The sequence below is a fragment of the Thalassoglobus neptunius genome (genome assembly GCF_007859735.1).
Lineage (GTDB): Bacteria > Planctomycetota > Planctomycetia > Planctomycetales > Planctomycetaceae > Thalassoglobus > Thalassoglobus neptunius.
The window spans coordinates 1-21,610 of record NZ_SIHI01000003.1 but is presented as its reverse complement, the minus strand read 5'-3'; the positions used below and the strand labels follow the sequence as shown (position 1 = coordinate 21,610).

Below are 21,610 nucleotides of genomic sequence, written 5' to 3'. Positions count from 1 at the left end.
GACGAAGGCTGCGTCAACAATCGCCATCGCTCACTTCTTCTTCAGGTTGATCGAGCTCGACACGAACCGTTGCAGCCTTGTTGAGCTTGTGCAATTTCTCGGTGTCATCGGAGACCCAGCCGATCGGGTTTCCCCGGTTTGCCATTTTCGGTTTGCCGCCATTAGAAATGGGAGTCGGCCCGTAAAAGATGCAGAACGCATTCGCCGGTGGCCAGTAACCGAGTTCGCCAACTTCGAACTCCGCTCGGGCATCGGCGGCGGGATCACATGCGACTGACGTTGAAAAATAGATTTCGTCTCCCCACCAGTTCGCCTTGGATTCTATGGGCAAAGCACTGGCGATTGCCTGAGCTGTTTCGCTGTCGTTGAGTTCTGCTCGCAACGTCAGGTTCTTGATAACGATTCGAATCGGTGTTGGCATTGGTCCCTTCTCCATGCTGCGTTTGTGATTGGTGATTCTTGCTCGAAGGACTTCTCAGGCTCAATGTTGGTTGCGGACGCGTGAAATAAATCGATAGCCTAACAGATCGTTGACGTGATCGACGATTCAGGGAAATCGCGCAGATCATTTTCATCTCTGGTTTGCACTGATTCTCGCGAGTCAGCGCAACATTCACCGAGAGAATCAAGTTCGAGTGAGTGTCGAGAAAACTTGGAAATGGACTGGTTGACTTTGAGCAATGTTTACTGTCGTCGCAAGTGTCGATTCGTGCGCAACGAATTCATCGCTGTGTGAGTCATTCGATCACTGCAAATCGGGAAACAAACTTTCTCCAGGAAAAAACGCATGAGAAACCTGACCCGGGGCCTTTTCACAATGTTTGCGATCGTGCTCTGTTTTGCAGGGCTGACAATTGCTGAAGAGTCTCTTCCTCTGCTCTATCAGGACGACTTCGAAAGTGGCGTCGACCGATGGTCTCCCACGGATGAGTCGAAGTGGAAAGTCACCGATGAAGATGGAGATCACGTATACCATCTTCTTGGAAGGAGTGACTACGCTCCTCCGCACCGGAGCCCGCACAGCATTTCGATGCTCAAAGATCTGACCGTGGGTGACTTCGTCATTACGGTAAAAGTCAAAACTCTGCAGTCGTCTCGAGCCCATCGCGACATGTGTCTCTTTTTTGGATACCAGGATCCGGCCCACTTTTATTATGTCCATCTCGGCGAGAAAACTGATCCACACGCCAATCAGATTTTCATCGTCAATGATGCCCCTCGTATCAAGATCAGCGAACAGGTGAACAGCGGGACTCCCTGGAAAGACGACACCTGGCACACCGTCAAACTCGTTCGCAATGTGGAGGATGGTTTGATCGAGGTCTATTTCGACGATATGAGCACACCGCAAATGGTGGCTCATGATCGGACGTTTCAGTGGGGGCAGATTGGACTGGGATCTTTTGACGACTTCGGGATGTGGAACGACCTGGAAATTCGAGGTCGCAAAGCAGATCGCGAGTCTAATCAGTAGACTGAGTCACTCTCCAACTGCTGAGTTGCCCTCTCATTTTTTTATCATCCGGATTCAATCGCAATAAGGAATTTCTAATGGTCAAGACTGCTTCAACCATGCTGCCGCTCGGGAATGCCGCTCCCGACTTCTCACTATCGAACGTGGACGGGAAAGAAGTTTCCCTCAAGGATTTTACGGGGAAGCCGCTGCTGGTGATGTTTATCTGTAATCACTGCCCGTTTGTGATTCACCTCCGCTCGGCGCTGGCTGAGTTTGCTTCGGAGTATCAGTTGAAGGGGCTCGCAGTTGTTGGAATCAGTTCCAATGACGTCACGACACATCCTCAAGATGGTCCGGAGGAAATGAAAGCAGAAGCGAAGTCGGCGGGGTACACATTTCCTTATCTCTACGATGAGACTCAGGACGTGGCCAAAGCGTATCACGCTGCGTGTACTCCGGACTTCTTTCTCTTCGACGCCGATCATAAATTGGTCTATCGAGGACAGTTCGACGACAGCCGTCCACAATCGGACATTCCAGTCACCGGTGAAGACTTAAGAGCTGCCTGCGACGCACTTCTGGACGGGGAACCGATTCGGGAAGACCAGAAGCCAAGCATTGGATGCAATATCAAATGGCGTGAAGGGAACGCACCCTCTTACTTCGGAGGATAACTTCACTCCGCCGTAGCACACCTGAGCACTTCTCTGCGCATTTCATTGCTCGGGAAGAAGCCGCTTCGCGAACCGTTCGTCCGAGCCAGCATGGAAGAGTTGTCATTCTCTTCGAGTGTTGGCGCGGACGTGTTCGTTTAGGGAAAGTGTTTATTTCTGGACGTGTTCATTATGGGGCGTCGGTTTGGTCAGGAACTTCCTCGTCGATTGCAGCGTCTTTTTCCCATTGGGCAGAGACGAGTGGTTCAATCGATTCCTTCCAGAAATCGGCGAGTCGTCGTTCGCCAACAAGAGTGGGATGAATGGCATCGGCGAGGTGGTCGGGATCGATCGGAATGGACGAATTCGCGTCAATCAACATCAGTTGCCGTTCTTCAGCAATCTGGGTGAGTTCATCCCGTAGCCAGATTCCGAGTTCTTTGACTTCGCGCACATCTTCAGGTGTCGTTCCTAGAGAGGAGTCCAGCCTTGAGTCTGCATCAGGATGGGCTGCCATCAGTTGCATGCAGACAACAGGAACCGCTCCGCAGCTTTCGATGTCGGTCAAGAGTCGATCGAGGTTCTTTCGGAACTGAGCAATCCCCGCTTCTGTCGGCTGCTTGTTGATTCCGGATTGAGGTGCGAATTGCGGAGAGCGTTGAAAGATACGGTAAGCAATCACGTCGTAGAGGACAAAACTTCCAAGCAGTCGCTCCCATTGTGGAGCGAGCGTGCGTTGTTGATGCTGTTGAGTATTGGGGCTCTCGCTGACGACATAAGTCAAATCGTTCCAACCGAGGTAGAGCAGCACGATGTCCGGTTTCAGCGGACAGACTCGACTTTGAAATCGATGGATGGTGTGAAAGAGGTTGTAGCCCGGGACCCCGGCGTTGAGGACTTCAATCGAGCGGTCCGACCCTTCAGTAATTGCTTCCCGAATCAACTCTTCAAGGAGTCGGGCAGCTTCCTGTCCATCACTCGCAAAATACCCGAACGCAGACGATCCGCCGAGGACTGCAATTCGAAGAGTTTCGTCAGTTGGCTTCGGTTCGATTTCAGGGCCACGGAGTCCGAATTGATTGGTCCGAATGTCGAATGATCCGGACTTCAGTCGGAAGTTGCTTCGAAGAGTGGCTCCGTTCACGGAGTCGGGCACAAAGAGATCGAGCTGCGGTGCGAAGCAATTCGTCGTCCAGCCTCGTGAGGCAATGTAAGCACGAAGCGAGAGTTCTGAGATCACAATCGAGACAGTGAAGATCAGAAGAGCCAAGAGCAGAAATAACCTGAGCCGGGGCCGCTTTCGGGACCCGGCTCGGGTTTTTGAACGGGTGGAAACGTTCAAGGCTAGAGCATCTTTCCTGATACGATTTGGCTTCTGAGAAGCTCGACGAGTTCAGAGAAACCTCGAAAATCGATTAGTCGCGGCAGCTGTCGAACAGGGCAGTGGAGAGATAGCGTTCTCCAGAATCGGGAAGGACGACGACGATGGTCTTTCCTTCGCTTTCTGGACGGGCAGCAACTCGGAGAGCTGCAGTCATCGCTGCTCCACAGCTAATTCCACAAGTGATCCCTTCTTCGCGGGCAACTCGAGGAGCCATTTCGAACGACTCTTCGTCTGTGACCTGAACGACTTCGTCGACGACGCTCATGTCCAGATTGTTGGGAATGAAACCGGCTCCCAGCCCCTGAATTTTGTGCTTGCCAGGCTCTCCTCCGGAGAGGACCGGACTCGCTGCTGGTTCAACGGCAATGGAATGAATTTGCTTGCCTTTGACATTCTTGAAGAATCGGGAGACGCCGGTGATCGTTCCGCCAGTTCCCACTCCAGCGACAAAGATGTCGACGTTGCCTTCTGTGTCGTCCCAGATTTCCGGGCCGGTGGTCTTTTCGTGGATGGCAGGATTCGCCGGATTGTTGAACTGTTGAGGCATGAAGTAGTTTTCCTGCTCCGACAATTCCGTTGCCTTATTGATGGCACCTTTCATTCCGTCTGCTCCGGGAGTCAGAAGCAGGGTCGCTCCGAATGATCTGAGCATCATGCGGCGTTCGATCGACATGGTGTCTGGCATCGTCAGCGTCAGTGGGTAGCCTCTCGCCGCACACACAAACGCGAGTGCGATTCCTGTGTTTCCGCTGGTTGGTTCAACGACCTGCATGCCCGGCTTAAGGAGACCTTTCTCTTCGGCATCCCAGATCATGGCAGCCCCGATGCGGCACTTCACAGAGTAGGCAGGATTCCGTCCCTCGATCTTGGCAAGAACTCTGGCTTTCAGCCCTTTGGTCAGATGATTGATTTGGACGAGTGGAGTCCGGCCAATGGAGAGTGAGTTATCTTGATAAACAGGCATGTTGTGTTTCTCCTGATTTTTGCTCGTCTAGTTGTTTTCGAAAGCCTCCTTTGCGGATTATGGAGAGCAGGCGGTTTGCGAGCAATAGGGATCATGTCAACGGTGGGGCAAAATTCTGATCGATGGGAAAACACAGTGAATCGACCTCTCTGAGGTTCGATGCTTGAGATCGAGAATTCGACTGTTCTCATCAGAGTGAGTTTGCCGATGATCACGAATACAACGTCACGATCGCGCTGGGGGGCAGTGCTGGGCGGCATTTCTTGCCGTGTGTGACGTCGTAGGGGGGGAATTCATGCGACCGTTGCGCTCACTGGTCAATGCCAGCGTTTTGGCCTGCTTGTGTTGTTCGGTATGGACACCATACGGAAACAACCTGGCAGCTGATGATGGTGTTGAAAGTTCATCCGTCATTCCGATTCGTCGATCGACGATCAATGAACAGAAACTGTCTCTGAACGTTGAGACAATTGAAGAAGGAACGTCGAGTCGTCGAGTGCGAAACGCTGCCATTGCGCAGTTTCCAATCCAAAAGCTGACGCCACATGGTCAACAGTCAGCGCTTGGGATTCTCGATGATCTCACATTGTTCCGTCGGCTGCCTGTCATTGAGTTCGAAGTCGATCCACAAGTCTATGACTTCTTTGCGGACCGACCTGATGTGGCGGTCAGCATCTGGCGAGCCATGGATATTTCCAAAGTCGAACTCGATCGAAAATCGCCGACTGTCTTTGAGACGAATACCAACGACGGGACCCAGGGAACAGTCGAGGTTCTTCTCCGCGATGCAGAAAACTACATCGTCGTCTGTCGAGGAGAATTCAAGAGCCCGGCACTTAGCTCGCCGATTCAGGCTGTGGCGATGATGCATCTGCGCCCGACATTCACTCCGAAAGGTGTGCGGCATCAGGTGGATCTCTATGTTTCGCTCCCATCAGATGCGATCGCTCTGATCGCCAAGTTGATCTCTCCGATCAGCAATCGGATTGCCGATCGAAACTTTGAAGAGATCAGCCTTTTCGTGAAGATGATGTCCGTGGCGATGACGCGACAACCCGGATGGGTCGAAGCTGTCGCTTCGCGTCTCGAAGGGGTCTCGGAAGAAGATCGAGGGGCACTCTTGCAGACGACGGCAGAAGTTTACGTCAATGCCTGTCGGGAAGAGCAGCGAGCGACAGGAGCAGCGCCGACACTGGAGGGAATCTTGCCTCCGCAAATGACTGAAGCGAAGCCGTAGGTTCTTCTACTGCGTTTGAAATCGCGGTGCGTCGGTGAGTTCGTCGGGCGTTCTTGAGGCGGACTGAAGTGGTAGCGCTTCAGAGGACTGCTGGAAATCCGGTGGATTTTCGGAGTCCTCTGTTTCGTCACCCGACGGAGAAGTTGCCTGTCTCGGTTCGGGGGGGCCGATGATACCTGCATCTTCGAGAGTGACGAAGGTCATGAACGCCAGCAACGCGTAGGCAAATGCTGCCGGTCCAAACTTCGTTCCGTAAAGCTTCAGTGCGGTTCCGAATGATTTTTTCAGCTTGGGAATCGGACCCGACCATCCGACGGAATAGATTTCGTCGAGAAAGAGATGTGAGAAGAAACCAATCGTCACAGCTCCCGACATGAGGAGTTTCACCGAGAGTTCATCGCTCGGGTAAAAGAGATAGGTTGCTTCGGCAGCAATCAACATTGCTGGGATGCTGTGAAACATGCCGCGATGGATACAGAGTTGGGCCACCAGCCACGATCCTCCATACCGGATCGCGAAGTACATCAGCAGCAACGTCAGCATGACGGTTTCGGTATCTGTTGGAAGTCCTGCCCATTTCAGGACATATCCAATCAGAACAAGTGGGACGACCGCCGCTGTCAGCGAGAAGATTTCCTGGCCCGGCTTGCCCGTTGGTGAATCGAGATCGGGGAGCATTCCACCCACGCCGGCGAGATACCCAGCCACGGCAGCTTGTGTTGGTTGAAACCCGAACATGAACGTCGCTGCGAGTCCGTACCCGACTCCCAGCAATCCACTAAAACCAACATGCTCCTTGAATGACGCCATTGCGTCCTCCATGACGCTGGTTCACTGCGAAAGATCGTCGACGAAAACAATTGCTCCTTCGCTTGCGCTCGACGGAACGAGCCTCTTCAAAACTGGTCGTCGAATGCGTGTGCGAATTCCGAACCCGCATGGAGGACGTGCTCGAATGCGGGATTTCGGTTAGCTTTCGCTGGGAAATAGCATAGATCGCGATTTTCATCAACGGGAAGTCGTTCCCGAGGCGGGCGGAAGGAGCAGTTCGGGACGTTCGAGAACCAGGAAATGTCCATGGTCAGCGGTGACAATCATGACTGTTTCGTCCCATGAGCTGTTATCTTCGACCCATTGGGTGATGACCTGAACGGCCTCGTCGCCCGAAATGACGGCTCCGATTGAGTTGTCGATGTTGTTGTCGTGGTTCGCCCAGTCGACGTCACCTGCCTCGACTAACATCCAGAAGGGCTTTCCGTCCGCTTCCAGAACGGTCAGTGCTGATTGAGTCATCTCGGCGAGAGTTGCGTTTTCTTCGAGGTCTGCTGTTGAATAGGACTCGGCGGTTTTCTTGCGGCCTTGAGTCGGGTTGTATTGTCCGTCAGCTGTGCGATACGGCAAATGGGCCGCTTCTGCACCGTAGAATCCGAAGAGGCGATGGCCCTCGGCGGCCGCATGTTTGGCGGCGTTCTGCAACTGGGCTGCTCCGTCTTTCCCTTCCTGACGAGTTGAGACGACGTATCGGCCTCCCTTGGTGACATCAATCTTTTCGATCGAACCTTCGGCAAGATAGGCGTTTCCGGGGACGAAGTTCTGACCTTGTCCGGAATCAAGATCCCGCGACACCCCGTAGCCAGCGCCGATCAAAACGTCGACTCCTTCCAGAGGATTTTTCGGATGGGAAACGGATGGCAGACCGAGAAGGTCGTTTGTCAGGTCCTGATAATCATTTCGTGAAACGTTGTGAGCATATGTCGCAGCTGGTGTGGCGTGACTGATGGGAACGCTGGTAACGACTCCAATTCGATATCCGAGTTCCTGTGCAGTATGAGCGATCGTGCGGACCCGTTCGCCGCTGTGGTCAACATTGATTGCCGCGTTGAAGGTCTTGATTCCCGCGGTCATGCTCGTGGCGGAACTGGCCGAATCTGTGTAAGCCTGTCGCGGGCCAGCCTCTGTTTTCTTCCCAATCAGGTAGGTTGGGTCTGAGGGAGCAATCCACGGGGCGTCGCCTCCACGCTCGAACCAGTAACCTCCAAGTGCGGAATTGAGATCGGAGACAGCGGTCTGTTGATCAACGTTGACCTGAGCTTCGTCAACGTAAGGGCTAGTGACCATGAATCCAAACTGTGTCGTTCCGTTCGCGGTGTAGTCCTGGAAATGGAGTCCTGTTCCGCGACCCGCGTCGTAGGAAACGGCCCCTTCTTTGTAGATGCTCGCTGCGCGCGTCGTGATCCAGTCCATTCCGTCGAATACGACGAGAAAGATGTGTTTCTTCCCCGCAGTGAGGGCAGCTGACTGGATTCGTGCGATGTCTGTCTGATCACAGTACTCCGCGTTGGGATTCAAGGTCGATTGCGGGAGTCGGCCGTAGAGTTCAGTGATGCTCTCGGCGGATCGATAGGTGCTGTTCGGACCGGTGAATTCCGTCAGATCGATTCCCTTGCCTGCTCCCTGTGTTCCGAACGTGTAAACCGGGATGAGTCGATTGCTGTGGGTTCCCCATTGGAGATACTGGTCGGGTGTCCATCCCCAATGTCCGAAGTCAGCTTTCTTCGCCTCGACTGCTTCAGACTGGATTGCTCGAAGATAGTCAGATTCTTCTGCCTGAATACGTTGGACAGCTGCAAGCAGCACAACAAGAGCGAGGAAATAACGCATAATAACTGCCATTGATTTGTGCAAAGTGGAGGGGCATTTAATGCCAAAGGGAAGGATTTCACCGTTTGAGTGACAAGTGACTCAAGTCTTGCGGACTGAAAACGGCTGGAAGAAGTCTAGAGACATGTCGCCGGACATTAAAGGTACAGAGGCCGGGTCGAAGGGCTGAGAAAAGGCAATCCGAGACATCATTTGGCGAAATCTTTAAAGTGATTTCAATCTTCTTCAAAGTCGAAGCAAGTTGGGGGCCGATTGTAACGATTAGGGAACTCCATCCCTCTCCCGAAACTGGTCAAACAAATGCGCATCCCGGAATGGATCACTTTTTCGATCTCCTGGATGATCTTGTCGACACTCCTTTGCGCTCAGGACGATGACCCGATCGTCCCTCCGTTACCGATCCCGAACCTGTCTGAAACTGCTCCGATTGACGAGGTGCCCCCCGAAGCAATCCCGGCAGAGACCACTCCTGCACCTGCTGCTCCAGCGACTGATGAGGATGCCCCCCCTCCCGTCACACCGGAACAGGCGGAACCTCAGGAGCGACTCAACCTGACTGATTACGAGTTCAAAACGCCGACAATCTCAGAGGCTTTAGAACAGGAGACGAAGTACCCCACGCTGCACTGGAGCGGGTTTCTGCAACTCGATTCAGGGTGGGTGGTCGCCGATGAGGAGACCATCGATATCGTCGGAGATATCTCTTCGCAGTTCGGCTTGCGACGTGTTCGCCTAAGGGCGGGAGGAAGAGTCCGTGAGAACGCGTCTTATGTCGTCGATCTCGATTTCGCAGCGAGTGGACATCCGAGCTTTCGGGATGTCGCCCTCATTTTTTCTGATGTCCCGGTGATTCAGAACATTGAGGCGGGTTACTTCAAACAGCCTTACGGAATGGATGCTGAGTCAAGCGGTCGTGAACTGCTTCTTCTTGAACGGATGTCTCCGTTTGCATTGACGCCATTTCGTCAAACGGGAGTTCGTGCTTTCGGTACGTTTCCACATAAGTCCGGAACTTACGCCTTCTCCGCGTATCGTTTCCCGACAAATGCTTTCGGTGTTTCGAGCGGAAACAACGGTGGCTGGGGACTGGCAACGCGAGAAACGTTGCTTGTTGTCGATCTCGAGGATTTTCTGATCCATCTTGGGGGCGGATATACGCTCATTAACCCGTCGACGGATGAGCTGCAATTTTCCTACGAACCGGGATTTTTCATTGGCGATCCTGCGAGTCCCGATTCCGACTCTGTGCCTCAGTTCGTCAACACAGGTGAAATTCCGACTCATACCGCGAACTACTTCAACACGGAACTCGCTTTCCAGTGGAAGTGTTTTCGTACTCAAGCAGAATATCGCTGGACCATCGTGGATCGGATCGGCGATTCGTCGGTCCAGTTTCATGCCGGGTATGTGCAGGCGGGGCTGATGCTGACTGGAGAACATGCGATCTACAATCGGAGCCGAGGGATTTTCTCCGGCGTTCTTCCGAAGAGAGACTTTGGAGATGACGAGGAGGATGGTTTCGGAGCGATTGAATTGACCGGCGGACTCTCCCATATTGACTTGAACAGCAAAGATATCATGGGAGGCTCAATGACCAATTTCGTGGCTGGCCTCAACTGGTATCTGAACGATCATGCTCGAGTGGTCGTCAATGTGATACCCGTCAATCTGAATAATGACGGGATCGAGGACGCACGCAGTCTGTTCTTTGCGACGCGACTTCAGTTCGAGTTTTAGGCCACTCCAACTGCTTTGATGACTTGCAACCGAGGAGCGCAGCAAGGCAATTGCTGGTGTTTACGAAAGCAGAGAATCATCCATCACGCAGCGTGTTGGGATTCAAGCTTATCCGGCTGATTTTTTGGTTCCGGATTTCGAGCCCGCGACCATCCTTAAACTCGCTTCTCGTTCAGCGATTCCTTCAGCAGAGATGTTGTGGACCACACGTTGAGCAAGGTCGTCCATCTGCATCACAATCGAATCGACTCGACCGGACAAATACATGTAGGAAATCAGAGACGGGATCGCGACAATCAATCCCGCGGCAGTTGTGACCAGTGCCAGCGCGATGCCTGATGCGAGCTGATTTGTGTTTCCCATCGCTCCGGAAACAGCGATTTGATTGAACGATTCCAGCATTCCCCAGACCGTTCCGAGCAGGCCGATCAGCGGGGTCACGGTTGCGACTCCATTGATTACGCGAAGGTGTTTTCGAAGCGCACTGACCTGTCGTTCGCCTCCGTCGATGATCGCCTGTTCGACTTCAACGCTGGGCTTGCCCCACTTTCGAACGCCGTGTGCGAAGACGGTCGCGACTGGAGATCCATTCTCTTCACAAATCTGCATAGCTTCTTCGCGATCGAGTTCACCTTCATCGAGAAGCTTCAGAAACCGAAGCACGAACGGTTTGGGAATGACACGTCCCCGGCGAAGCACGACGACGCGTTCGGTGGTGAACCAAACCGCAATCAGCGTGGCTAGTGCGAACGGAATGATCCAATACCGGAGAGAAAGAAAGATCTCAAGGATGTTCGTTGGCAGACCGCGCTTGGGCGAATCGGCCGCCCCCGGCTCGGTTTGGGCTTCGCTGCCTTGTGAGGATGGCTGGGGAATCGTCGAGCTATCGACCTCAGATGCGGGAACCGGCGTCAGTTCGACTTCCTGTGCAAGAACGGATTTCCCGAGGAACTCACCTGCAAATGCGAGAGCAACGAGGAGAAAGAGCGCGGAGAATTTGAACATGCCCAATCCGAGCCCATCTGATCGAGTCCATGTGTTCAGAAACGACACTTGCTCCATTACTCTGTTTCCGATTTGAGTTCGGGGATGGTTTGAAGGATCTGATCAATTTGAGTTTGTGCTTCGGGAGCGTACTGGCTGTCCGGAAATTCGTCGAGCAAAGTTTGGTAGGACTTTAACGCACCCTGCCATTGCTTCATGGCTGCATCGCTCCGGGCTGCTTGGAAGAGCGCGGCTGCTTCATATGTGGGAGCGTCGTAACCCGCGTAAACTTTGTAATACTCTTTGAGCGCCAGTTCGAAGTTCTCTTGTTTCAAAAACGATTCCGCGATTCGGAATTGGGCTTCCGCAGCTGTTTCGGTTCCTCGTCCGGTTGGGGACGAGACGATGCGGAGATACGCTCTGCGGGCATCATCAAACCGTGCCTGCTGTTCGAAGCTCTGGCCGACGAGAAGTTCTCCGCGTTGGATGGCACTGGTCATCGGATCGAGGCTTTGCAGTTCTTCAATGGCCGCTCGCAGCTCTTCGTATTTCTTCAGGCGAAGGGCACTTTCCGCGAACAGAATCCAGACTTCTGCCCACCAGACCGGGGCGTCATCCAGGTCCTCCTGAATTGAACTTCGAAGTGTTTTGAGCTGCTCGTAGGCTTCTGAGTTTGCTCCGGTTTGCAGAAGTGCTTCGCCGATTCTGTATTCAGCGTATTGGGAATGTGAATTCATTGGGAATTCGTTTCTGAGCATGCGTGCAGAACTCAGCACTGTTTCCCAGTCTTCACTTTCTGCCGAGAGGTCTGTCAGATGCACGAGCGAGCGGCGACGAACGAATTCGTCAGCATTCGGGTGTGCGAGAATCGCCTGAAAGGCTTCGATCGCTTCAGCGGACTGCTCATCGAATCGCAAACTCTCCGCGAGAATCAAGCTCGCGTCATCAGCCAGCGGACTGTCGGGACGCTCTTGAACGAGAAGTTGATAGAGTTCATCAGCTCGTTTGTAGTCGTCGGCGTTATAGTTCACATCTGCCCACTCGAAAATCAATCGATCGAGCTCTGTCTGCTCTTCGTCCGGTCGCGATTTCATTTGATCGAAGGCGACTTGATACAGCTTGTTCGCGACGTCGATCTGATCGAGTTCACGCGCGACTCGTGCTCCGCTTTTCGCAAGGCGGTAAATGTTCTCTTGTGTCTCTTTGGTGAGTTTCGGGAAATCAGCGTCTTGATAGGTGGTGACCCCTTCCTCGAAGGCAAGGAGCGCTTTCTCAAGCTGGTCCGCATTTCGCAAGGCAGTCGCTTGCATGTAGAAGGCGTGAGTTTTGAGTTCGTCGTCCATCTCCGCGATGTCTGCGAGTGAAGCAAATGCATGTGCGGAGTCTTCGAATTTCTCCTGCTTGTAGAAAGCATGACCGAGTCCGGAGTACGCGGATCGGGCAGCGTCATTGTCCTGATTGCGGGCAGTGACCATTTTGAAGAATGACTCGGCTTCTTCCCATTCCTGAGCTTCGAACGCAGAGTCACCTGCAGCGATTGCGAGCCGGCTCAGTTGCCGATCGTCTTTGTCGATGTCTTTCAACTGTTGGAGAGATTGGCGGACGATTTCCCATTGCTGATTTTCGGTTGCTGCGACAATCAGTCCGGTCAGCCCGTTCATTCGTTCGGCATCTGACTCCGCACTTTCAATGACATCCCGAAACCCTTGCATCGAATTTGGGAAGTCATCAAGTCGCAAGCGGGCATTCGCCAGGAGAAGATGGGCATCGTGGACGAGTTCATCTTCCAGCGGCGGTTCACTCTTTAAAAGAGCGGAGATTGTGTCGATGACTTCCTGATTCTTTTCGAGTCGCTCGTATGCGCGGGCCAGCTGAAATTGTGCGAGTTGTGACGTTTGCGGAATCGTCGAAGTCTCGGCCACGTCGCTTAAGAGTTCGACCGCGGTCTTCAGCAACTCCTGACGTTGTGCGGACTCGACCATGGGAGCGTCGCTCCGAGCGATCGAGACTCGTCCTGCCAGCAGTTGTTGCACCATGCGCAGCCCGCCATCGGCGTAACTTTCGTTGAACACCAGATTCAGTGCTTCCGCCCGGTCAAGATCTCCGAGTCGAAAGGCCGCTTCACACGCTGAGTGAACCGAATCGTCAGCGTATTCGCTGTCTGGCCAGTTTTGATAAACCGTTTCGAACTGTTCGATCGCGACGTCCAGATTCCCAAGACGCAACGCTGAGTCTCCCCATTGAAAGTGAAGATTCGGCGCGAGCGATTGTTTGGGGTTGTCGTTGAGTGAGCGAGAAAAGACTTCGACAGCCTGTTCGAATTCGTTCAGCGACTTGTAACTCAATCCGGTCCAGTAGTCTGCGTTTTCCTTTTGTTCCGGGAGTGTTTTGGCAATCTGAAATTGCTCGATGGCCTCTTTGAATTGCTGTTGCTGATAATGTGCGTATCCGGCATTCAAAGAAGCAAGGGGCACCAGACGATGACTGGGAAAACGAGTGCCGACCGCCGAAAAAGCTTCGGCAGCGGTGCCGAAGTTGCCCGCGGCGAACTGTGAAGCAGCAAGGTTGAAGAGTGCATCTGCGGCGCGGGGGTGTGTCGCAGAGCTTGAAATCTTCTGATAGAGCTTGTTCGCTTCGTCGGCTTGTCCGTTCGCTTCGAGAGCCCGGGCAAGGCTGTATTCGGCGTCGTCCTGAAGTTTTCCGCCAGGATAGTTGTCCAGATAATACTGAAACGCTTTGACTGCTTCGGTGTGCTCCCCGCGACGAAATTCCACCTCGCCGAGGTAGATAATGGCCCACTCTGCCAGCTCGTGGCTGTTGTAGGACTTCAGGAATGCTGTGAGTTCGGCCTTCGCGCGGTCAAGGTCATTGACGAAGTAGCTGCACTCGCCGATCCGATACATCGCCAATGGCCGATCGGATGAGTTGGGCGACTCTTTCAGGAAGCGTTCAAATTTCGCCCGCGCATTCTGAAAGTCTCTCAGGTGAACGAGCGACTGTCCCCAGTAGAGATGGACGACCGGAACCCGTTCGTGCGTGGGATGCTCTGTGACGAATGTTTCGCAGGCATCAGCGGCCAGCTTCCACCGCTGCTGCTTGTAGAACTCGATGGCAAGATTGTAGTCGGTGACTGCGTCCGCATACGAAAGCAACGGTGTCATTGCGATGAGAATCAGGCAGGACAACCATTGTTTCAGCTGGAGTGGAACACCGCCGTATTGTGAGCAGGGAATTTGACTCATCATCTACCGGTTGTGTTTTCGAATGAGGAGAAGTGCGGAGTGGGAGAGCGCTGAGTTGTGAATGGGACGGACTCCTTTCCGAAACGTGTTTCCTCACCCATGATGGAAGTTTGCGATTTGGATGATTTATCTTACCTGTCCCCATCGGAAACCGACAAGTGGGCGCCCGGATTGGTTGACGGGAAAATGCAATCTTCCACCCACTCTGAGAGTTGTCGTTCACCGAAACTACCTAAAATCCCAGCCACACCGAGATGCATTCCCGCAGCTGAGATTGATGCAAAACGACTTGTTTGAGGAGGAGATTTCTGAATGGAATCTCAAATCGTCAGGTGGTCTTTCCAATGTCGCTAAGAGTCGTCATGATCTCGGAAGTTGTCATTCGAGTCGCGTCGACGCTTCATCTCGCTCACGGACGTGCTGGGAACGGACAGGAAGTGTCCCGGTCGTCGCGAGGAGCAGTCCGGTGAGATTCCGTCGTCGAAAACTCTCTCGTTGAGCGCTCCAACATCGCAGGCAGGCACAAAGCAAGACCATGGACGAACGACTCATTCGCGGAAGTTGGATACTTCTGGCGATCGCCCTTGTGGTGACAGCGGTCCTCTACGTCCCGTCCACACAGTTGCAATACGATCGAACCATCGAGTCGCTCTACGATCCCAGCGATCCACTTCTTGTTTCGTATTTGGAGAACAAGGAAGCGTTCGGCGGGGACGAGTTTCTGATTGTCGGATTTCCGGTCGACGACCCGACCAGTTCCGAAACTCTCGAAAACGTTCGCCAACTGGCAGACGACCTCTCGGCCGTTCCCGGAATCCGTTCCGAGAGCACACAAGATCTGGAAGCGACGCTTCGAAATGACCGTGCAAGCGGACTGCTTCGCGTGGCAATGCGCCTCAGATCGGTTGAAGAGTCCATTCTCAATTTGTCCCGCCGTGTCCTTTTGAGTGATGACGATCAAACCGTTTCCATCATTCTGAGACTCGAAGATACGACGACTGCGAGTGTTCCCCGGGGGGAGACCTTTCGCCAGGTCCGCGAAATCGCATCGAATCACTCTCCCGAGACGGTCGTTGCTGGTGAACCGTTGCAGATTTTTGAGACGTTCGAATACGTCGAACAGGATTCGTGGGTCCTCGGCTACTCCTCGTTTATTCTGTTGTCTCTCGTCATTTTGTTTCTCTTTCGAAGTCTTCGCTGGGTCGTTCTGCCGCTGATCATCATGGAAGTCGTGTTGATCTGGACGAAAGGGCTCACATCATTGACCGGACTCGATTTGAGTATCGTCAGCTCGATTGTTCCCTCACTGGTGACGATTATCGTTATCGCGACAACAATGCACGTGACGCTTGTGTACCGGAGGTATCTCCTTGAGTTCGACCGAGAGAAAGCGTTTCGCCTGACCGAACAACATCTGGCCCGGCCAATCTTCTGGACATGTGTCACAACTGCCGTCGGTTTTTTCTCGCTCTTCAGTTCGAGCATTGTTCCGGTGCGGAGTTTCGCGGTGCTCATGGCGACTGCATCGCTTCTGATTCCAGTGGTCTGTGTGTTGATTCTGCCGGGAGGGATGCTCCTCGGACGCGGCCAATACAAACCCGAATCTCCTCCTGAAGAAACCCGCATGGTGGCCGTGTTGACGCAAATTGCTCACTGGGCCAATCAGCACGCCAAAGGGCTGTTCGCTGCCGTCATTCTCGTGGCGATTTTTGCGGGGATCGGATTGGCTCGATTGAACGTCGAAACCGACTTCAGCAAAAACTTTCGTAACAACAGTTCCATCGTGAAGGCGATTGAGTTCTTTGAAACGCGAATGGGAGGAGTCGGCACCTGGGAAATTACGTTCGGCGTTCCCCATGAACTCGATGACGAATTGCTCGACAAAGTCCGCGACCTGACCGTCGAACTGAAAGAAATGGTGAGCGATGACGAGTCCGGGCTGACGAAAGTGATTTCCCTGACCGATGGCCTCGATCTCGTGCCGAAGGTTCGAGTTTCTTCCGGCCGCGACGGAGGAGTTTTCTCAGTCATCCCAAGATTCCGAACGCCCACCTTAGAAGAGCGACAAGACTTGCTCGACTCGCTTCAACCTGAAATGACTCCTTCTCTGTATCGAGCTGATCTCGGGCAGATGCGAATTCTACTTCGCGCTCGGGAACAGCAGTCGGCCGAGGTCAAACTCAAACTGATTGAAGAGGTCGGGGAAGTCGCGCGACAGTATTTCCCCGATGCCAGAGCTTCCGGGCTTTACGTTCTGTTGGCCAATCTCATTAAGAGTCTCCTCAATGATCAGCTGCTCAGCTTCGTGATCGCTGCGCTTGGGATCACCGGGACAATTGCGTTCGCTCTGCGAAGCCTCAAGCTGGGACTCATTTCGACGATCCCGAATTTGTTTCCGATTCTCGTCGTCATCGGTTCGATGGGGTGGCTCGACCTGCCTGTGAACATCGGGACAGCCATGATCGCCAGTGTTTCAATCGGCCTGACGGTCGATGCGACGATCCACTACATCTTCACGTACCAGCGACAACGTCGTGACGGACACGATCATGAAACCTCGGTCGTGAAAGCGCATTCCGAAGTCGGTCTCGCCATGGTTCTGGCGACCCTGGCACTCGTTGTCGGATTTAGTGTTCTCACTCTCTCGAACTTTGTGCCTCTCGCGGATTTCGGAATTCTGGTAAGCGTCGCGATGGCCGGAGGGCTGTTGTGTAACCTCTTCCTGCTGCCGTCGCTGCTGAAGATCTTTGTCGCCGATCATGTCACAACTGAAGACGAAGAAACCGTTTCTGAACAGGTTGATTCCGTCGCTTAGAACATCTTTCTTAAGTTGTCGTCGCAAGCTGATGCGACCGGAAAGCAACCCATGTTGCACTTTTGCAACACGTCGCCTCAACGTGTGGGTTCTTGGCAACGCGTGAGATCGTTGACTTTCGACGCGGTCAAAACGGCGGAGTGGTGAAAACGGGATAGAACGCACGTTTGCAGAAAAACTCGGCAAAACTGGTTTGCTTGGCACTGCATGTGTTCTTTATGGGTTCCGAAGAGATTCGTCGCGTCTTGCAGCGACACTGAATCTTCCCACTCAACTCTTGACCTCCAAGGGTTCTCAAGGAATCCAATTATGCCTTTGTCCTCCTCGCTTATTTGCTGCCCATCAGAGACTCGACTCCATCGCATCTGTGCATCCATATCCACCGGTCAAACTGTGCTCACGACGACAGAACTGTCGAGCGTTTTGACTTTGCTCACTGAGAATGATGTCAATCACTTGATCATCGATCAGTCCGCCGGGACAAGTGAGAAAGAAATCGCCGCTGCTCACGACTTGCGATCGCGGCTGATTACATTTCTGAAGAAACACGATCTGAAGACTCAGGTCTGGGAACTCGTTTCCGTCGACGAAGCACGTCCCGCAGTGGAAGTGACCGCGTTCGATCGGTACGTCGCCTATGAACGTCTCGAAGATCTCGTCTCCGCCTACTTGGCGAGAATGGCGGAATCGGTCAATGTCCCGCCCAGCATGACAACCGAAGCCATTGAAATTCCTCCGGACTCTTCGCGGCTGACACCGGTTTCGGATGCCGAGATGGATGTCTTCGACGGAAACGTTCCACTCGTGGAAACGCGATCCCCGCAGTTTCGAAAGATGCTGACCGATCTCGAAATCGCCGGCGGTCACGACGTCGCCATTCTTCTGATCGGGGAAACCGGTTCCGGGAAGACTCATCTCTCCCGAATGGTCCATGCCCGCTCACCCAGAAGCGACCAACCCTTTCTGCATGTGGCATGTGGAGCACTGCCGCGAGACTTGATCGAAGGCGAACTCTTCGGCCATGCCAAAGGAGCGTTCACAAGTGCTCATGCAGACAAAGAAGGAAAATTCCTGGCAGCCCGGCGGGGAACAATTCTCCTCGACGAAATCGATGTCCTCGGCCCGGATCAGCAAGTCAAGCTTTTGCGAGTCATCGAAACGGGTGAGTTCGAGCCGGTCGGTTCAAACCGAACTCACGTCTCGGAAGCCCGACTCATTTTCGCCAGTAATCTGGATCTGGAACCACTGGTCGAGCAAGGGAAGTTCCGCCCCGATCTCTACTACCGCCTCAACATGATGAAGTTTGAAATCCCTCCGCTTCGAAAACGGAAGATGGATATCATTCCCCTCAGTCGATTGTTCATCCAGAAGTTCCGAAGCAAACACGGAATTCCCGTCAGCAAAATCGACGATGCCGTTCTCGATGCTCTGCTGGGCTATCCGTGGCCGGGCAATGTCCGTGAACTCGAACACGTCATGCAGCGAGCGGTGATCTACTGTCGCGATGGTGTTCTCAAGCCGGAACATCTCCCGCCTCACCTGCTGAATGGTCAAGTCGGCCCCACGAACGATCCATCGATCCGGCTCGGAACGACGAAGCCAGCCGCCGATGAAAACTCTTTGGGGCAGCAAGTCGCTGTCAGTGAGAAAGAGATCATCGAGCAAACACTCTACAAGAACAATTACTCGCGAACGAACACAGCCAAGGAACTCGGTATCAGTCGCGTGACTCTCTACAATAAGATGAAAAAGTACGAGATTCTCAAATCGTCTCAGTCAAACAACTGACATTCGCAATGGGTTTTCTGACGAACTGGAGTCGAGCCCATCAGTTCGCGTGATGTATAAAAAACGGAGTTAGTGAAGCAAATGGATTCGATCTACCGGAAGCATGGAATTGTGTTCCAATATCCCCAGGGTTTGGAAACGATGGAACAGCAAACTCCGGACAACGATCTGACAATCACAGTCAGCGACGGAGCGGCGTTCTGGTCGATCACTCTCCTTTGGGAACGTCCCGATATCGAACACGTTCTCAACGAAGCCCGCTCTGCTCTTGAAGAGGAATACGGGGAAGTCGAATCGATCCCCGTAACGACCAATCTCGGAGACCGGGAAGCAGATGGTCTAGATCTCAACTTCGTGTGCCTGGAGTTGATCAATTCCGTCATCCTGCGGGCTGTCCGAACGGGCCGATTCACCGCTTTCATCATGGCTCAACTCACCGATCACGAACGCGAGTTCTATCGTCCGATGTTCGATGAAATCACCGCCAGCCTCGACCTCGACGACGATGGAGATGTCATCATCTCTTAATGCTCCCCGTCGAGAAAATAGAACGCACTCTCGCAGCGAACGTCTCGATCGAGTGCGAATCTCTCCGCTGCTTCAATCGAAAAAGCACGCCACCCAGCGACGATTTCTGACCAATCGATTGCGAAGACCGCGTCGGAACAGGACAATCGTGTCGATGCTCGCGATCTTTTCGAGGGCATTTTTTGCTTGAGTTCGCAGCGTTTCGCACAAGCAAACGCGGCAATCATCGAAAGAAGCGAGAACAACAAGTTCTCAAGTTTGAGTTGAATATCGAAGCGGAGAGATTGTGATGAAGCGGAGTGTTCGTTCTACCAAAGTACGCAGCCACAGCCTGGCAACTCTTGCAGTGGTTTCCGGATTGATACTGTCAGCGAGTGGGTGTGCCGACAAACAAGCCGAGAGTCCCAATTCAGCCAGCGGGCAGAGCGCCAATGGAGAATCAGTCACTGAAGAACTGACAGCAGCCGATCGCGCCCTCATCGAAGCACAAGTCGTCTGTCCGGTCGGCGGAGGAGAACTCGGAAGCATGGGCACCCCGGTCAAAGTCATGGTCGAAGGCGACCCCATCTTCATCTGCTGCGAAAGCTGCCGCGAACCCCTCCTCGAATCTCCAGACAAATACCTTCCTCGCATCGAAGAAGAAAAACAAAAACGCGGCCTCTCCACAATTCCCTCAGAAGAACAGTCACCCGAAGCAAACAACGAACAACAACCACCCAGTTAGTTTGATTCCTAACAAATGACGACAATTCTCCATTCGAAAAGTCATCGTTCCCGAGCGCTTGATCTTGTTTGGGGGACTCTCTAAAACCGTCCAATGATGGTAGACATGCAAGTCAGCGTGGCCTGGTGAACGAGAATCGAAGGGAGTGGAATGCCCACGCCAGCGAAGGTGTTGCACCCATGCACAACTCTTCAATGGAATTCTAAGGCTGGCCTGCGTCTGGATCTTCTTGAATCGGTTCTGAACCTGCTTGTGGAGGTCGTCAGTTGGAAAGGGAGCGCGGCATTTTGTAGACGCTCCGGATTAACGAATCGAACGTTCCATCGATCTGAGAGATATCTTCATCGGAGAACGAAACATGGAACTGTTCATGCAGGTTTGCAAAGAAAACATCGTTGCTACAGTGTCCGTCGATCGCAAAATGGTTGTCGGAGGGACGAACCAATTGGATGTCAGCGTTCCAGAAATGTGAATAGAACTTCAAAAAGGCGATAACGAAATCGCGATCTAAATTGGAAGTAGCATAGAACCGGTCAAAGAATTGTTCTGGCTGGATTGGTAATCGAGTTTTCAAAATCTGACGATGGCGGAATTCGGATTGAATTCCGTCGAAATCTTCCCGCCACATTAGCCAGTGAATTATGGGGCCGATGATGAAAAAAAATGCTGTGCAGCCAATGTTGCGGCTGAAAAGCCACGCAAACGCAGCTGTTCCGATCATCATGGCCGATGCCCCAATCACCGGATAGCGATTGATGATGTTGTCATGTCCAGTCATAAGGACGGCGTCATTCCGAAAAATAGATCCGCTCAGAGTTTGTGTGCCACATCTCCATTCTCGAACGGAGGAACCTCTGTGTCAATACGCCCTTGTGGAGTAGCGGAGTGCTCGCTTGGTTGTCAACCACTACGTTGCTTCGTTGACAATGCTGGGACACGTCTCAGCTTACGGGACTGATCTCGGCAGGATTAAGGGGGCGGGGGATTTCGGAAGAATCGTCAACGGCCTGAACGCAACTCGGCGAGTAGTCCAGAATGGAAATGAATCTGATATTGACGCCGTAATTGACGAATTGTCAGAACAACCTGGAATTCCATCTGCCTTGCTGGAAGAGCGATATGACGACTTGATGAAAACTTGGGTGGAGATTATCAGCAAGTGTTTAGGGAATTCAATGCAGGTATTGGGCAACACGTTTCTGGTAGTATAGTAATACGCGTTCAGAGTGGTGCGGTAAGTATCATCGGAGGTTGTGATTACTCATGCACACCTTCCCCCACTCAGAGGCTATCCGGAAACTGAGGTTTTGTGAAAGTCTGGTTTTGTTCACACTTTGCGGTTCATCAACGCAAAGGAGTGCACGGTGTCCGAGGCGATTCGAAAAGCGTACCCAAGTGACCTGACTGACCTTCAGTGGGAGATGATCGAAATGATTC

17 protein-coding genes are annotated in these 21,610 nt (G+C 53.0%); 9 read left to right on the top strand and 8 right to left on the bottom strand.

Annotated elements, in window-relative coordinates:
* Positions 1-13 precede the first annotated feature (13 nt).
* Complete coding sequence (locus tag KOR42_RS12720; RefSeq protein WP_197441132.1) at positions 14-421, bottom strand: cyclophilin-like fold protein; 408 nt, start codon at positions 419-421, stop codon at positions 14-16.
* Positions 422-787: 366 nt separating this feature from the next.
* On the opposite strand from KOR42_RS12720, the gene KOR42_RS12715 reads away from it, so the two are divergent.
* Together KOR42_RS12715 and KOR42_RS12710 are read left to right on the top strand one after the other, a co-directional pair.
* Positions 788-1,474 carry a hypothetical protein gene (locus KOR42_RS12715; RefSeq protein WP_146510212.1) on the top strand — a complete coding sequence of 229 codons (687 nt, stop codon included), beginning with the start codon at positions 788-790 and terminating at the stop codon, positions 1,472-1,474.
* Between the two features lie 77 nt (positions 1,475-1,551).
* Positions 1,552-2,130: a thioredoxin family protein gene (locus KOR42_RS12710; protein WP_146510211.1), complete on the top strand. Its 579-nt coding sequence runs from the start codon at positions 1,552-1,554 to the stop codon at positions 2,128-2,130.
* A gap of 169 nt (positions 2,131-2,299) precedes the next feature.
* Here the strand turns inward: KOR42_RS12710 and KOR42_RS12705 are convergent, their stop codons facing one another.
* Both KOR42_RS12705 and cysK read right to left on the bottom strand, forming a co-directional pair.
* Positions 2,300-3,379 (bottom strand): SGNH/GDSL hydrolase family protein, encoded by a 1,080-nt coding sequence (locus KOR42_RS12705; RefSeq protein WP_197441131.1) that lies wholly within the window; start codon positions 3,377-3,379, stop codon positions 2,300-2,302.
* 145 nt (positions 3,380-3,524) lie between these two features.
* Positions 3,525-4,457: a cysteine synthase A gene (cysK, locus tag KOR42_RS12700; RefSeq protein ID WP_146510209.1), complete on the bottom strand. Its 933-nt coding sequence runs from the start codon at positions 4,455-4,457 to the stop codon at positions 3,525-3,527.
* A 295-nt stretch (positions 4,458-4,752) separates the two neighbouring features.
* On the opposite strand from cysK, the gene KOR42_RS12695 reads away from it, so the two are divergent.
* Entirely contained in the window at positions 4,753-5,694 is a 942-nt protein-coding gene (locus KOR42_RS12695) for a hypothetical protein (protein ID WP_146510208.1), read from the top strand.
* A gap of 6 nt (positions 5,695-5,700) precedes the next feature.
* Here KOR42_RS12695 and KOR42_RS12690 read toward each other — a convergent pair whose 3' ends face one another.
* Both KOR42_RS12690 and KOR42_RS12685 read right to left on the bottom strand, forming a co-directional pair.
* Positions 5,701-6,504 carry a metal-dependent hydrolase gene (locus KOR42_RS12690; protein ID WP_197441130.1) on the bottom strand — a complete coding sequence of 268 codons (804 nt, stop codon included), beginning with the start codon at positions 6,502-6,504 and terminating at the stop codon, positions 5,701-5,703.
* Positions 6,505-6,702: 198 nt separating this feature from the next.
* The gene (locus tag KOR42_RS12685; RefSeq protein WP_231740903.1) at positions 6,703-8,367 is read right to left on the bottom strand and encodes an alkaline phosphatase; all 1,665 of its coding nucleotides are present in this window, start codon (positions 8,365-8,367) and stop codon (positions 6,703-6,705) included.
* Positions 8,368-8,700: 333 nt separating this feature from the next.
* Here KOR42_RS12685 and KOR42_RS12680 point away from each other — a divergent pair, with 333 nt between their 5' ends.
* Positions 8,701-10,092: an OprO/OprP family phosphate-selective porin gene (locus KOR42_RS12680; RefSeq protein WP_231740902.1), complete on the top strand. Its 1,392-nt coding sequence runs from the start codon at positions 8,701-8,703 to the stop codon at positions 10,090-10,092.
* Positions 10,093-10,200: 108 nt separating this feature from the next.
* Here the strand turns inward: KOR42_RS12680 and KOR42_RS12675 are convergent, their stop codons facing one another.
* Together KOR42_RS12675 and KOR42_RS12670 are read right to left on the bottom strand one after the other, a co-directional pair.
* Positions 10,201-11,097 carry a MotA/TolQ/ExbB proton channel family protein gene (locus KOR42_RS12675; RefSeq protein WP_146510205.1) on the bottom strand — a complete coding sequence of 299 codons (897 nt, stop codon included), beginning with the start codon at positions 11,095-11,097 and terminating at the stop codon, positions 10,201-10,203.
* Positions 11,098-11,153: 56 nt separating this feature from the next.
* On the bottom strand, positions 11,154-14,321 hold the full coding sequence (locus KOR42_RS12670; RefSeq protein WP_146510204.1) for a tetratricopeptide repeat protein: 3,168 nt from the start codon (positions 14,319-14,321) through the stop codon (positions 11,154-11,156).
* Positions 14,322-14,853: 532 nt separating this feature from the next.
* Here KOR42_RS12670 and KOR42_RS12665 point away from each other — a divergent pair.
* From KOR42_RS12665 to KOR42_RS12650, 4 genes are all read left to right on the top strand, one after another.
* The gene (locus KOR42_RS12665) at positions 14,854-17,133 is read left to right on the top strand and encodes an efflux RND transporter permease subunit (RefSeq protein WP_146510203.1); all 2,280 of its coding nucleotides are present in this window, start codon (positions 14,854-14,856) and stop codon (positions 17,131-17,133) included.
* A gap of 309 nt (positions 17,134-17,442) precedes the next feature.
* Complete coding sequence (locus KOR42_RS12660) at positions 17,443-18,921, top strand: sigma-54-dependent transcriptional regulator (RefSeq protein WP_146510202.1); 1,479 nt, start codon at positions 17,443-17,445, stop codon at positions 18,919-18,921.
* A gap of 81 nt (positions 18,922-19,002) precedes the next feature.
* Positions 19,003-19,449 (top strand): hypothetical protein, encoded by a 447-nt coding sequence (locus KOR42_RS12655; protein WP_146510201.1) that lies wholly within the window; start codon positions 19,003-19,005, stop codon positions 19,447-19,449.
* A gap of 289 nt (positions 19,450-19,738) precedes the next feature.
* A complete protein-coding gene (locus KOR42_RS12650) occupies positions 19,739-20,173 on the top strand; it encodes a hypothetical protein (protein ID WP_146510200.1) in 435 nt (144 codons plus the stop codon).
* A 262-nt stretch (positions 20,174-20,435) separates the two neighbouring features.
* Here KOR42_RS12650 and KOR42_RS26620 read toward each other — a convergent pair whose 3' ends face one another.
* Positions 20,436-20,951 carry a hypothetical protein gene (locus tag KOR42_RS26620; protein ID WP_197441128.1) on the bottom strand — a complete coding sequence of 172 codons (516 nt, stop codon included), beginning with the start codon at positions 20,949-20,951 and terminating at the stop codon, positions 20,436-20,438.
* A gap of 115 nt (positions 20,952-21,066) precedes the next feature.
* On the opposite strand from KOR42_RS26620, the gene KOR42_RS12645 reads away from it, so the two are divergent.
* Entirely contained in the window at positions 21,067-21,384 is a 318-nt protein-coding gene (locus KOR42_RS12645; protein ID WP_146510199.1) for a hypothetical protein, read from the top strand.
* Positions 21,385-21,610: the final 226 nt, after the last annotated feature.